We start from the raw sequence: 13,599 nt of genomic DNA on the forward strand, positions 1-13,599 counted from the left end.
TTATTTCCTTATTGTTTTGAACGAGCCGCAACGGCTGTTGGGCTTACTTAAAGCAGACTTCCGCCCAACGCGCTAAGCCTGCGGTGACTGAGCCAAAGTAGTCACCACTCACTACAGTAATGTTCGGCAACTCTGCTTGTACAGCCTCACGTAAAAAGGGCGAGCGCGCCGAGCCACCTGTCATAAAAATCACGTCAGGCTTTACACCGGCCTGAGCGACCACATCGTGCACTAAGGCGATCATCTTACGTTTGGGCGCCTCAATCGCATCAATCATGCTATCGCGCGATACATCAACATCCACGCGCTCTGAGAAGAGTTGAATACCCGCTCGGTATGCAGCTTGATCTGACAACGCAATCTTTGCCTCTTCCGCACGACGGACAATGTTGTGACCCAGTGACTCGTGATACACCTCAAGCAAACGGGTCAGTTTATGTGGCTCTTTCGCTTGCTTGTGCAGCCCTTTGAGCACCGCCAAGTTTTCAAACGCATAGAAGTCGTTTTGCGCTTGTACGTTGTTAATCGCGATGGGGTTGGAAAACTGCGTAATCGGCATCTCAATGCCAGATTCCATCTTACTGCCCATCCCAAACGGGAACATCATTTGTTTGAATGCCAACGCAATATCTAGGTCATTGCCGCCAATACGCTGACCTTTGTGCGCTAACAAACTTGCACTACGATCGCTACTACCGCGCCATGATGGCCCCATCTCAATCAATGAACAGTCTGTGGTGCCCCCACCGATATCGACCACAAGAACGATTTGGTCTTCGCTCAGTGTCGCTTCATAGTCCAGGCCGGCAGCAACTGGTTCAAACTGAAATTCAACCTGTTTAAAGCCCGCCCGCTTAGCCGCATTGAGCAAAATACCTTCGGCTTGGCGATTTGCCACCTCGCCTCCACGGCCTTGAAAGTTAATCGGCCGACCGATCACCGCATCATGAATACTCTGTTGAGTTTGGTGTTCGGCTTGGGTTTTGATGTTATCCATCATTGCGCATACGAGGTCTTCAAAAAAGCGCAGTTGGGCATCACGTAAACCTGACGCGCCAAGGAAAGATTTAGGGGATTTCACGTAGTACATATCACGCGGATCATCGAGATAACGATCGAGCGCCGCTTGACCAAACGCCATGTCCTCCGCTTCAAGTTCAATGCTTTCCTCTCGGTTTACATGGATGGCGCGGCGCAACATCTGCTCGCCAATCGTATCTAGCGGCTTGATGCCCCGATGACGAAACAGATACTCAGACACCGATTCGCGCGTAGGTGCGGCAAGGGAGGAAGGAATAAACGAGCTGTCCCCTTCTAGGCGTAACAGCGTCGGTTGACCGTTTTCAATCTTCGCCACCGAACAATTGGCTGTACCATAGTCAAAGCCGATATACATAAATGCCTCTCACCGCAGAAAAAGTCGGCAATGCTACCTCAACCGTCGCGGGATTTCTAACATCCGTCTACAGAGGCCAATCAGTCGCGGCGTCGCTGCGAAACGCCACGCGTTGACAGTCCCTCTTGAGGCGTTTGTTGTTATATGCGCTCTAATTCCAAGTTGGCCTCAAGGACATGATTTGCTCGGCTTCTTTTTGCCCAATTTCAGCAACCGACTCTATTTCTCTAGGAAATTTCATAACATATATAACTATTTGACTTGCGTATCTATTCATTTCTATTCCGGCAGGAAAATTACGTGCACTATCTGAAACTCTTGTATAATCTCTCAAGCGCTTTCTTAAGCCACCATTATCGAGTTCCGTTGCCTTACCAACATACACAACTTTTCCAGCAAGCTCTGCCTTGTAGACCCCGATATCGTGTTTTAACTCGCTAAAGTCGCAATTTGATTCATCCAAAAATCCTATTTCTACAAATTCCAGCATCACTTCATTGTCCTTCGTGTATATAACGCCATAATAAGCGGAAATTTACAGTTGGCTATAATGCGCGGAGCGCGAGCCAACTGTATATTTTCCGTTTGATTATCTTGTTATATTTTTACTTACTCAACGGTTAACCCTTGTTTTTTAAATGAGATAGCTTTTTCTAGTGTGAAGTTTTTATCGATCCATTTTGATGCTGTTCGCGGAGAAAATCCTGCTTTATTCCATTCAATAATTTTTTTAGGAGACTTGATACCTACTTGAATCCAATCTTTGGCATCAGTTGGGGTAAAACCGCTACTACGAAGAGCTTTTGCATCATATGCTTGTACTCCAATACCTTGCCATGCGCTTGCTTCTTGGTGAGGCATCGAATCCCACGGGCTATACGAAGCACAGCCTGTCAGAGTTAAGAGCCCTGTCAATACTGCAGCTTTTACAACTTTCTTCATTATCATCTCCTTTGTTTAATGATATTTGTGATTAATATACTTGCTACCGCTAAAAATATAACGCCCGCATTTGCGGCTGGTTTAGAGCGCAGCGGAAAACCAGCCCGACAACATGCGTTTGTTATGTGAGTGCATGCTGCTGGAGCTTGTGCTTGAATTGATTGGCTGCACAAGAAAATTTTTGGCAGAGAAAAATAAACTCTTCTGTAAAGTTATGCTCTTCTACAGCTGAAGAAGTAATCTTATGATCTGCCTCCATGCGATCTTTGCCGATCAACCTAATCTTGCTGGAAATAACTCCATCAACACCCATTTTTTCTTCCAATAATTCAAGCAATTGGATTGTACTTAGTGGTCTTTTTGATTCTTTATGAATCAGCTCACCATCCGCAGTGGAAAACTCTTTCTTTAGGATATTTTTGATTAGCTTTTGATTTAAGCTATCAGGACCAATCAGCTTATAGAGTTCACTACAGCTGTCGTAGTATGACTTTCTTGTATTTTCTACGGGTGGCCTAAAGTGATCGTTCTGGTACTTTTTGAACAGTAGCTCTTCACCGAATAGTTGGTTAATTTCAGTAATTCGGTTCAATACCTCTTGAATAGGCTTAGGGGAATCAACACATGCGCCATCATATGTTCGAACGACGAATCGAGCAAAATTTGGATCATTACTATCAAAACTCGCTTCATTTAATTCATATGCATGCCAATGTCTTTGTTCTTCAGGGCTCATAGCATACAAATCTTTAAAAATCGCGGTAACTGCCGATTGGCCATTATCTAGCTTTCGCTTTCCATGCCTCACGTACAAGTATCGGTTTTCAGGTGCTTCCGATTTCGCCCATATATGTCCTCCAGATAATGAGTCATCAATTTCATACCACTCTGGGTGGTCAAAATAACGCGAAAGGACTTCTTCAGAGAACATTACAAGTTCGAGCTGGTGGGCACCACAATGCAGTCTGTTTTTATATTCAGGAAAACCTTCTCGGACTAACTTGGAGTCATAGAAATGATCTTCTAGCAACTCTTTGCTTGGAAAGAATACGTGAGTTGTGGTGCTTTCTTTAGGAATTTCAAATTTTGGATTTTCAGGATCAATTCTTATGGCACACAGCTCAACATTAGCATTTATTGTGCCTTTTTTATCCTTGCAAAGAGACTCCATTTCTCGCATTACTTCTTCATTTGATACTGAAATTTTATCGCATATATCCAAAGCCGAAGTACCACCAAAAGATTGGTTCCACTGCGCAATAGCTAGATCCAAAATCTTTTTCTTAATATCTTCTTTTCTCAATCTATGCACTCCGTTTCAAAATCACATAACGCCGCCAACACGCGCAGCTTTGTAGTGGAGGCGAAGCCGCAACGGAAAAGCTGTCGCGGTGCTTGGCCTTGTTAGCATTGAAGATGCTCATAGCTTTGACTGCAACCGTTCAATCTTTTTACTCAAAGACTGAATATCTTTTAACCAGTCATCCGGCTTATTAAGGTCGCTAGACTCTCGGTATTTTTCGAACCCGTCCACGGCAAGTTGATAGTTTTTAATAGCCTTATTTAGATCGCCAAGCTTTTCGCACGCCGCACCAATTTCCTTGTGGAAAAGAGGCGTCATTATGCGAATGAACGGTGCCTTTTTATCTAAATCTATGATCTTTTCGGCCACCTCGATAACCTGCGCATACTCCTTCGCGCGCTTGCACTCCTTAAGGCTCTTGCGAAGCTCTTGCCAACGATCAAATTTTTTTTGGTCCCAGGATGTAGACATTCTTAGTGCTCTTCTTGCTAACGCTCGCGTAATAGGCGCGAGCTTGCGAGCGTCCTAATTGACGCTCTTGTTAAATTATTCGTCTCCAAACCAGCTACTCACATCTATTGAAATACATTCTGGCGGTATGGATAAATCATATGGCTTAGTAACGCTGCTAGAGCCTGTGAATTCGAAGGGGTATTCTTCATTGATTTCACATGCATCTTCACCTTTCCCGTAATTTTGAGAAACATGGGCATTCCCTTCACCTTTAAAAGTAAGCTCTCGATTATCAATATCAACCAATTCGTAGTCAGTAACCTCRGAGTGTTCCACATAGCTGCTGTGACTCAGAATATCGATGTCAGGCATGCTATTTGATACAAAGGTACTCATTAATTCACTATCGATATGAGAAGACAGCTCATAATGTAATTCACTCCTGGTATCTTCGACCATGTTAAAAATAGATAATAATATGACAAGGGCTTCTTCGGATAGCTTCTCGCATTCTGCGTCTGTTATATCGAAAGTCGAGTCATTAACATGTGTGAACTTTGAAAGGGAGTCTATTGTTTCTTTGATTTCTTTCCATGGCTCGAGAACATCCATTCCAAGCTCTTCTTTAACGAAATCATGGCCTAGGCCACCTTGCACACAGTAGATGTACCTTTGTTTTCTGCTTGGTTTTCCATTATCTGTTTCTACTTTAAACCAAGAGCAAGATTTAACCTTATCCTCTGGAGCGCGACGATCAAAAATATTGCGTATTAGCTCCCTCAGGGAATAAGCAAAACTATTGATTCTAAGCGGGTCGTTTTTGTTTTCTAAGTATGCCACCGATGCTGAAAACAACTTTTTCTCAAAATCTGTCGTCAAATACGATTCAATTTGTTCTTCCATGCTAGATGCCTTAAGAAATTTAACATTGTATTAGTGTGCGTGCTCGATTTGTCAAAATCGTTATACGCCCTGTTTTATCCATAACCTCATGATACGCATGTTGTTTTTCCATCTCTCTCATCAAGCTCTCTTCGGTGATAGTGTGCATGCCGCCTATCCCGGTTGAGGTATTCACATTATCCCCGCGCTTGTACTTTTAACCGATTGATTATTCGTGTTTTTTATTTTTTCGCCTAGGGAAAGTGTGAATCAGTCATGAGAAAGCGTGCATCCATGTGGGTGCTTTTGTTGCGTTCCACGCTACCGCCCTTCGGTTGGCGGCGTCCAAAAGGCCATGTAAGGGACAGAAATATAAGAGTTAGCGTACCAGAGTGCAGAATAGCTGTTTAGGCATAATCGCCTAAAATGTTGGCGCAGTCAGGGTTTGGGGAGTTATGGGGGGGGATATAAACGCAAAAAAGCCGCTGACTGAGCAGCGGCTTTTTAGTATGTGGCGGAGAGATAGGGATTTGAACCCTAGAAGGGCTATTAACCCTTGCCGGTTTTCAAGACCGGTGCTTTCAACCACTCAGCCATCTCTCCGGAACGGAGCGTATAGTAGAGGCTACTCAGTGCGATGTAAAGTGTGTTTTTACTTTCTCGCGCTTAAGTGCTGAAATTATCAGCAAACACCTATTTGAATAGGTTTCCCCTCTGCCAACCCGTTGCTTATTTAACCAAAACGACCATTGATATAGTCAGACGTCAGCTTATGCTCAGGATCATTAAACACTTTTTGTGTTGTGTTAACCTCAACCAAGCTACCGAGATGAAAATAAGCGGTGCGATCAGACACACGAGCTGCTTGCTGCATGGAATGCGTCACAATCACAATGCTGAAGTTCTTCTTCAAATCCGAGATCAGCTCTTCAATCACCCCAGTGGCAATCGGATCGAGGGCTGAACACGGCTCATCCATCAAAATAACTTCCGGTGCGACCGCAATAGTACGTGCAATACAAAGTCGCTGTTGCTGACCACCAGATAAGCCGGTTGCCGGCTGATCCAGACGATCTTTGACCTCATTCCACAAACCGGCACGTGTTAGGGATTGCTCCACCAGTTCATCCAAGTCAGTTTTACTGTCGACTAAGCCGTGAATACGCGGGCCATAAGCAACGTTGTCATACACGGATTTAGGAAACGGGTTAGGACGTTGGAACACCATGCCGACTTGTGAGCGCAATTCGACAATTTCACTCTCGCGGTGGTAAATGTCAGTGTCTCCCAAAATGATGTCCCCCGTCACCTCACAGCCCGGGATCGTATCATTCATACGATTTAAGCAACGCAAGAACGTCGATTTACCACAGCCTGATGGCCCAATCATCGCAAGCACTTCTTTCTCGCCGATATCAAGGCTCACATTTTTAATCGCCGGCTTAGACCCGTTGTCATAATTAACGAACACATTTCGTGCTGTCATGCGTGGCATATCAACAAACGGAATACCACAGGTTTCACTCGGTGCTTGTGTGCTTTGTGGTGCGGCTTCCACTACATCTTCAGTCATGGTTAGGTTGTTCATTGTTGTCGTCGTCATGATTCTCTCTCCCGACTTACCAGCGTCGCTCGAGACGCTTACGCATAATCACCGCACAGGCATTCATAAAGGCTAAGAATGCCAGCAGTACCATGATTGCGCCTGAGGTGTTTTCGACAAAGCCCTTTTCAGGATTCTCTGCCCATAAATAGATTTGCACGGGTAACGCTGTGGCCGCATCAAGCGGACCGGATGGCACATCAACGATAAACGCGATCATCCCGATCATCAGTAGCGGTGCCGTTTCTCCGAGTGCTTGTGCCATCCCGATAATGGTACCGGTTAACATGCCTGGCATCGCCAATGGCAAGACGTGGTGAAGCACCATTTGCATCTTAGATGCACCCACACCCAAAGCCGCATCACGTACCGAGGGCGGAACCGCTTTAATCGCCGAACGACTCGATATAATAATCGTCGGTAATGTCATGAGCGTGAGCACTAAGCCACCAACGACTGGCGCCGAGCGTGGCAGATCAGCAAAGTTCAAGAAAACAGCCAGACCCAGCAAGCCAAACACAATCGAGGGCACGGCTGCTAAGTTGTTAATGTTAATTTCAATAATTTCGGTAATGCGATTACGTGGCGCAAACTCTTCCAAGTAAATCGCGGCTGCTACACCAATCGGGAAACTCAACGCCAGTGTTACCAACAAGGTGTAGAAAGACCCAACAGTCGCGCCCCAAATGCCCGCTAATTCAGCATCACGGCTATCACCATTGGTGAAGAAGCGCGTGTTGAACACGGTGCGCACGCGATTATCATCCTCCAGTTGGTTAAACCAGTTTATGTGCTTGTCTTTAAACTGACGATTTGACTCTGGGAGTTTGCCGTCGATGTTGCCTTTGTTGAATTGGTTGACGTTATCACCCGCCAATGCCCAAATCTCAATCTTTTGTCCGACCAGATCGGGGTTTGCGGCAACACGGTCACGCAAATCATATTCCGCGCCCGTAGAGATAAAGCGAAATAGATCACGTTTATCGCCCCGCGAGGTCACCTCTGGCATCGCATTAAATATGGCCTTCGCCAATACCGAACGATAACTGAGGTACTCCAATGTTTCATCGTTCAGTGGTTTTCCCTCAATGCCCAAGCTTTGCTCACTGAGATCAACCGTTAAACGGATTTCGGTGGTGTAAAACGCCGTATACCCTTGGGAGACAATCGACCCAATCAGCAATACCAAAAAGGTGAAGGCGAGAAAAATCGATGTCATACCATACCAGCGGAAACGCTTTTCTTTTCCGCGACGTTTCGCAAGGCCTGCTTTTACCCTAGCACGCTTCTCTTGCGCAATTTTTTCGATTTTATCAGTCATATTGTTCTCGATATTTTTTCACGATGCGTAGCGCCACGAAGTTGAGCGCTAGCGTCACAACAAACAGCGTGAGACCCAAAGCAAATGCAGCCAGCGTTTTAGGGCTATCGAACTCTTGGTCACCGACCAACAATGTCACGATTTGAACCGTGACTGTGGTCACCGATTCCAAGGGGTTCGCCGTTAAGTTAGACGATAATCCCGCCGCCATCACCACGATCATGGTTTCACCAATTGCGCGTGATACCGCCAGCAATAAACCACCGACAATGCCTGGTAACGCGGCAGGAATCACAACCTGACGCACGGTTTCAGAGGGGGTAGCGCCTAGCCCTAATGAACCATCACGCAGTGACTGAGGCACGGCGGATATCACATCATCGGACAGCGAGGAGACAAACGGAATGATCATAATGCCCATCACCGCACCAGCTGCGAGTGCACTTTCTGACGATGCACTGGTAAAGCCGATCGCATGGGCAACATCACGAATAAATGGCGCCGCAACTAACGCTGCGAAAAAGCCGTAAACCACTGTCGGGATCCCCGCAAGGATCTCTAAAATAGGCTTAACAATGCCGCGAACACGGGGCGACGCGTATTCGGCCAAGTAAATGGCACTCATCAACCCAACCGGTGCCGCGATACACATGGCGATGAATGAAATCATCAAAGTGCCGGTAAATAGCGGGATCGCACCAAAAGAACCACTCGAGGCTTGTTGATCTGCACGCAGTGCAATCTGTGGCGACCATTCGGTGCCAAAGATGAACTCGGTCACGGGGATCATTTGGAAAAATCGCATCGCTTCAAACAACACTGAGAGCACAATGCCGAATGTGGTTAAGATTGCGAGGGTTGAGCAGAACAATAAAAAGCCCTGCATCACGTTTTCGACCCGATTGCGGGCACGTAAACGCAGTCGTAGCGAGCGCCAGCCAAAGGCTAATCCCGCCAACGCAAGTGCAGTCATTGCGGTGAATCGTAATGTGGTCCCTAAATGGTTCAGGGTTTGATAATGGTCCGCCGCAGCCAACAAGACAGCATCGTCAGTTTGGGTGATGCCACGAGCAATATTACCGATTTGACTGTATAACAAATCCGCATTGCCGAACTGCGTGACGTACGTATCGGAAATTTGTGCCATCACCAAACTGTGGATCAAGTTCGGTTCTACCGCTTGCCACAACAATAAAAGAACCAGTGCCGGAATCGCCGCCAAAATGGCGACATATGAGCCGTAATAGTTAGGTCGAGAATGCAGTTTGCTCAAGCCACCAGCCATGTTGGCAAGCTTAATAGAACGCGTTCGAGCAATAAAAAAGCCGGAAATTGCAATAATAGCAATCACGGTCATCAGCATGGGTGTTGTCATTGTTCCTCCTGAACACGAATAAAGGGGGTACGTGACACGTACCACCCTTTCGTATTCACAATGCGCTTACAAGTTTGGTTTTAAATCGACGGCAGCACTGCGTACTTGTTGCCACTCGTTTTCACCCAGTGGAATAAGGCCACGGTCAGCGAGATATCCCATGCTGCCCATTGCTTCTTCTGAGGTGAACGCTTTCACATAATCGGTCAGGCCAGGAATCACGTTCTCATGCGCTTTTTTAACGTAGAAATACAGTGAACGTGATACGGGATACTCGCCGGTACCAATGGCATCAAATGTTGGCAGAACACCCGAGATTTTAGAGCCTTGTACTTTGTCTGCGTTTTGCTCAAGGAAGCTGTAACCGAAGATGCCAAGCGCATCTGGGTTTGCTTCAAGCTTTTGCACAATCAAGTTATCGTTTTCACCGGCTTCGATGAAAGCACCGTCTTCGCGCATGCCGTGACAAATCGCTTTGAATTTGTCTTCGTTACTGTCTTCAAGTGCTGCGACTTCGGGATACTCGGAGCAGCCCGCTTCCATGGCTAGCTCAACAAACGCATCACGTGTCCCTGATGTTGGTGGTGGACCTAGCACCTCGATTTTGGTGTTAGGCAGTGATGGGTTCACGTCTTTCCACGTGTCATTGGGGTTGTCGATAAAGTTGCCGTTAGCGTCTGGGACGGTTTTAGCGAGTGCGGTGTAGATATCTTTTAGGGTGAGATCATACTGTTGCGATACTTTCGAGTTTGCGATAGCGATACCGTCATAACCGACTTTGATTTCGACAATCTCGTCGACGCCATTTGACTGACAGCGTTCAATTTCCGAGCTTTTGATTTTACGTGATGCGTTAGTCACATCTGGGGTGTTTTCACCGACGCCCGCACAGAACAACTTAAGTCCACCGCCTGAGCCAGTCGATTCGATTTTTGGTACTGAATATTGCGACGTGCGACCGAAGCGCTCAGCAACAACAGTAGCAAAAGGGTAAACAGTAGAAGAGCCAACGATGCTAATGTAGTCACGGCTTGCAGCCGTTGCGCTACCTGAGGCCAGCACGGCCATTGATACTGTCGTCGCTGCAAAGAGAGCTTTAAGTTTCACATCAACCTCCAAGTCGATTATTTAAGTTAGTGCTGTGTAAATCAATTTATCTACACATAACGAAGAACTCGGTTAACGGGGAGACACATTAAGCGCACAAAGTGACAGTTCCTTTATGCAATGATGAAGGTTTGATGACAGCCAGAGGCATTGGTAGCACACTCAAAAGTTGCTCAAGGTGCGCTAGCGCTGCGCGCGGAAGTGGCTAGGATAGATGAAACATCGATAACATAGCAGCGAGATAACATCACAATTGAGATGTTAGCTGCGAACAATTTGGATAAAGAAGGCAATGACAGATGCTAACCACAATGAGGACACACGGTTGAACACTGATGCCAAGCCATTGGTACTCTTTTTGTGTGATGGAAAATACGGCGCGTCGTTAATGGCAGCCGCAATGATGAAAAGCAAAGCGAACAGTTTTTTTGATGTGCACTGTTATCACACAACGCAAACCATGAGCACCGATAAGGCCGCACAGGCGCTGATCCAGTTTCAAATATCGACTTACGATCTGGCGCCGGCGCCATTGGATGCGCTGACACTCGACTATGTCGATTATTTAATTGCTCTGAATCCCGCATCGGTACAATCGGGCCTGCCATTGCCAAGCTACGGCAAATTTATTCCCTGGGATGTGACCGAAAACAGCGACGCTGGGCTTGCTGCCGTTTTGCGTGCTATCAACCAAAATGTGAATTACTTTCTCTCTCTGTATTTATTTCGATAAAAAATGCGCCACTTAGGCGCATCTTTTGTTGTTAACACGGCTCTCACAATGAGCCTTGGCTTTTCGGTTTATAGTCTAAACGCTTGAGCCTGCTCACTCATACTCGCGTTTTCTTTTTCTAACCGCTCGTACGCTTGGCGCGTTTGCTCTGCCGTTTCAGCCAAAGACTCCGCCGCACGGTGAATTGCTGCAACGTTTTGGTTTAAATCAGCGGCGGCAGTGGTTTGTTCTTCGGTCGCCGTCGCAATCGCCCCTGTCATTTCTGACACCTGCTGCGTTGACGCATTGATGGTCTCAATCGCCTCTGCCGCGCGTTTGGCGTCATCCAATCCTTTTTGGGTTAATGTTYGGCTGTCACTCATCACCTGATAGGCCTGACGCGCTTTGGTTTGCAGCCCTTCGATGATTTGATTAATCTCATCGGTTGATGACTGCGTCTTGGTTGCCAAACCGCGCACTTCATCAGCGACCACAGCAAAACCGCGACCTGCTTCGCCGGCGCGCGCCGCTTCAATTGCCGCATTAAGGGCAAGTAAATTCGTTTGCTCGGCAATGGTACTAATCACCTCTGAGACCTTACCGATATTTTCACTGTCTGCGGTTAACGCTTCAATCACTTGCGACGCTTCGTTAACTTGATCTTTCGCGGCCACGCTTTGCTGGTAAGACTGTTCAAAGGTTTCTCGACCTTGCTGGGCATACTCGCGCGATTTATCAGTGTGCTCGGCCGCCGCGACCGTATTACTCGCCACTTCCCCAAATGTTGACTCCATTTGTGTCATAGCACTGGCGAGCTGTGATAGCTCACTACGCTGTTGCTCAACACTGTTGACCGTATCCGTCACCTGAGTCGAAAGCTCGTTACTGACCGTTTGTAGCCGCTGTGTGCCTTTTATCAGCGAACCAATTAAGTGGGTGATACTGCTTTGCATCTGATCGAATGTATTGGCGGCCTGTCCTAATTCATCACGGTTAAACTGAGCAAGATCGAGCCGTTGCGTCAGATCGCCACTTTCTACCCGCTGCATTTGCGTAACCAGTAAGGACAATGGTCCGCGGATACGGTTTTGGAGTAAAAGTGCAACGATAACCATCAACACGATCAGCGCGACAATTACCGCTATCCCTATGATAATCAGCTGTTCGATTTTCTTAGACTCTTGTGCTTTGATGGTATTGGCCTGTGCTTCTAGATCAGCTTGTAACGACGCTAGGTTATCCACTATTTGATCAAAAGGCGCTAACATTGGCCCAAGCATTTTGCGTCGAGCGTCGTCTATTCGCCCATTATCGATTAGACGAATATAATCATTTTGCATCTCGCGATAGCCATTCAAACGTGTCTCAATGGTGGTGACTTCATCGCTGTTGCTATCTCGAACCGTCAGCGTTTTCATATCCGTCAGCGCGCCACGTACCGATTCGTCATTGCGCTTAATTTTCACCAGGATGTCGCGATGCGCTTGTTTATCATCGGTTAGGCCATAATCGAGCGCAAAACGGCGGTAGGTTACCGTGTAATAGCGTAAATCTGACACCGTGCTGAGCAAACGCACATTGCGCTCGACAACGTCATTGAACTGGGTTTTAACTGAGCTAATTTCACTGAACAAATAGGCGCCACTCAGGGCGACTGCAATCCCGAGCGCAATAAACACCGTCCGCAAATACTGAATAATTGTCATAGATTCCCCATTACCCTTAAATACCATCACTAAATTAATTGTTTTTCTGCGCCAAGGGTAACGGATACGGCCAATAGTTGTAATAGGTTCAGCCAACTATGTAAAAACAAACCAACTAAAAAAGAACCAGCTTAAACGTATTAATTTGCAAAGAGCAGCAACGCATGAAAGGCCATCACACTAAGTGTGAGCCGATCGCGCATCGTTTGGTACCCCGCTGGCTGATCGTTTTTTTGTTGGCGATATCGAATCCACCGTTCGGTAAGCCACACTAAAAAGTAACCTGCCGTAAGCACGCTTACGGTCAGGGATAGAGGTGTCGCCCCTTTGACCAATGCGCCCCATGCAAGCAGGGCGAACACATTACTGAGTACCAACGCATACCGATTCGATGTAGGAGGTGGGTTATCCAGGCCGTTCCCCCACAACACGCCGGATAAAAAGCTTAAAATCACGGCACTGTAGGTAATAAACAATTGTTCGCCAGCTAAGCCAAAAACTGTCAGCCCAGTCCAACTGACCCCGAGGGCCCCCGCGAACGGTAATAGGCCAAGATAGCCTAAATTCAACATGGTGCGATCCGCTGACGATGAACGAACATCGGGTTGGGGCATTGTTTTACTCCTACTCATAAATCAGTTCAGCTAGTTTATACGGTATCACTGCCATGATGGCTGATAGCTCGTGTCGGTTTGCTGCTTTTCTCATCACTTTGTACTTCACTACCGTGATAAAGGCCTCTTTTTTTTGCAAAGAAAACGCACCTTGCGTAAATTGTTGCGCGTTTTGTTGTTTAAAA

13 protein-coding genes and 1 tRNA gene are annotated in these 13,599 nt (G+C 46.7%); 1 reads left to right on the forward strand and 13 read right to left on the reverse strand.

The window, feature by feature from the left end:
• Nucleotides 1-43: 43 nt before the first annotated feature.
• From yegD to BZG78_RS01845, 11 genes are all read right to left on the reverse strand, one after another.
• Nucleotides 44-1,396, reverse strand: coding sequence for a molecular chaperone (yegD, locus tag BZG78_RS01795; RefSeq protein ID WP_077660220.1), 1,353 nt, complete (start codon nucleotides 1,394-1,396; stop codon nucleotides 44-46).
• Between the two features lie 151 nt (nucleotides 1,397-1,547).
• Entirely contained in the window at nucleotides 1,548-1,889 is a 342-nt protein-coding gene (locus tag BZG78_RS01800) for a hypothetical protein (protein WP_131826063.1), read from the reverse strand.
• A 116-nt stretch (nucleotides 1,890-2,005) separates the two neighbouring features.
• Nucleotides 2,006-2,338 carry a hypothetical protein gene (locus BZG78_RS01805; protein WP_077660222.1) on the reverse strand — a complete coding sequence of 111 codons (333 nt, stop codon included), beginning with the start codon at nucleotides 2,336-2,338 and terminating at the stop codon, nucleotides 2,006-2,008.
• Between the two features lie 121 nt (nucleotides 2,339-2,459).
• A complete protein-coding gene (locus BZG78_RS01810; protein ID WP_199877153.1) occupies nucleotides 2,460-3,641 on the reverse strand; it encodes a hypothetical protein in 1,182 nt (393 codons plus the stop codon).
• 117 nt (nucleotides 3,642-3,758) lie between these two features.
• Nucleotides 3,759-4,112 carry a hypothetical protein gene (locus BZG78_RS01815; protein WP_077660223.1) on the reverse strand — a complete coding sequence of 118 codons (354 nt, stop codon included), beginning with the start codon at nucleotides 4,110-4,112 and terminating at the stop codon, nucleotides 3,759-3,761.
• Between the two features lie 75 nt (nucleotides 4,113-4,187).
• Nucleotides 4,188-4,997: a hypothetical protein gene (locus BZG78_RS01820; RefSeq protein ID WP_077660224.1), complete on the reverse strand. Its 810-nt coding sequence runs from the start codon at nucleotides 4,995-4,997 to the stop codon at nucleotides 4,188-4,190.
• 491 nt (nucleotides 4,998-5,488) lie between these two features.
• Nucleotides 5,489-5,579, reverse strand: a tRNA-Ser gene (locus BZG78_RS01825).
• 130 nt (nucleotides 5,580-5,709) lie between these two features.
• A complete protein-coding gene (pstB, locus tag BZG78_RS01830) occupies nucleotides 5,710-6,471 on the reverse strand; it encodes a phosphate ABC transporter ATP-binding protein PstB (RefSeq protein WP_236719568.1) in 762 nt (253 codons plus the stop codon).
• Between the two features lie 124 nt (nucleotides 6,472-6,595).
• Nucleotides 6,596-7,900, reverse strand: coding sequence for a phosphate ABC transporter permease PstA (pstA, locus tag BZG78_RS01835; protein WP_077576674.1), 1,305 nt, complete (start codon nucleotides 7,898-7,900; stop codon nucleotides 6,596-6,598).
• The gene (gene pstC / locus BZG78_RS01840; RefSeq protein ID WP_021023114.1) at nucleotides 7,893-9,275 is read right to left on the reverse strand and encodes a phosphate ABC transporter permease subunit PstC; all 1,383 of its coding nucleotides are present in this window, start codon (nucleotides 9,273-9,275) and stop codon (nucleotides 7,893-7,895) included. The genes pstA and pstC overlap by 8 nt, the downstream gene beginning before the upstream one ends.
• A 66-nt stretch (nucleotides 9,276-9,341) precedes the next feature.
• Nucleotides 9,342-10,382, reverse strand: a complete 1,041-nt coding sequence (locus tag BZG78_RS01845; protein ID WP_077461247.1) for a substrate-binding domain-containing protein — start codon at nucleotides 10,380-10,382, stop codon at nucleotides 9,342-9,344.
• A 292-nt stretch (nucleotides 10,383-10,674) separates the two neighbouring features.
• On the opposite strand from BZG78_RS01845, the gene BZG78_RS01850 reads away from it, so the two are divergent.
• A complete protein-coding gene (locus BZG78_RS01850) occupies nucleotides 10,675-11,115 on the forward strand; it encodes a hypothetical protein (RefSeq protein WP_021023116.1) in 441 nt (146 codons plus the stop codon).
• A 68-nt stretch (nucleotides 11,116-11,183) separates the two neighbouring features.
• On the opposite strand, the gene BZG78_RS01855 is transcribed toward BZG78_RS01850, so the two are convergent.
• On the reverse strand, nucleotides 11,184-12,800 hold the full coding sequence (locus tag BZG78_RS01855) for a methyl-accepting chemotaxis protein (RefSeq protein ID WP_199877154.1): 1,617 nt from the start codon (nucleotides 12,798-12,800) through the stop codon (nucleotides 11,184-11,186).
• Between the two features lie 140 nt (nucleotides 12,801-12,940).
• On the reverse strand, nucleotides 12,941-13,414 hold the full coding sequence (locus BZG78_RS01860; RefSeq protein ID WP_241827355.1) for a DUF3429 domain-containing protein: 474 nt from the start codon (nucleotides 13,412-13,414) through the stop codon (nucleotides 12,941-12,943).
• Between the last annotated feature and the right edge of the window lie 185 nt (nucleotides 13,415-13,599).

The organism is Salinivibrio sp. MA351, assembly GCF_001996065.1.
GTDB classification, from domain to species: Bacteria; Pseudomonadota; Gammaproteobacteria; order Enterobacterales; family Vibrionaceae; genus Salinivibrio; species Salinivibrio costicola.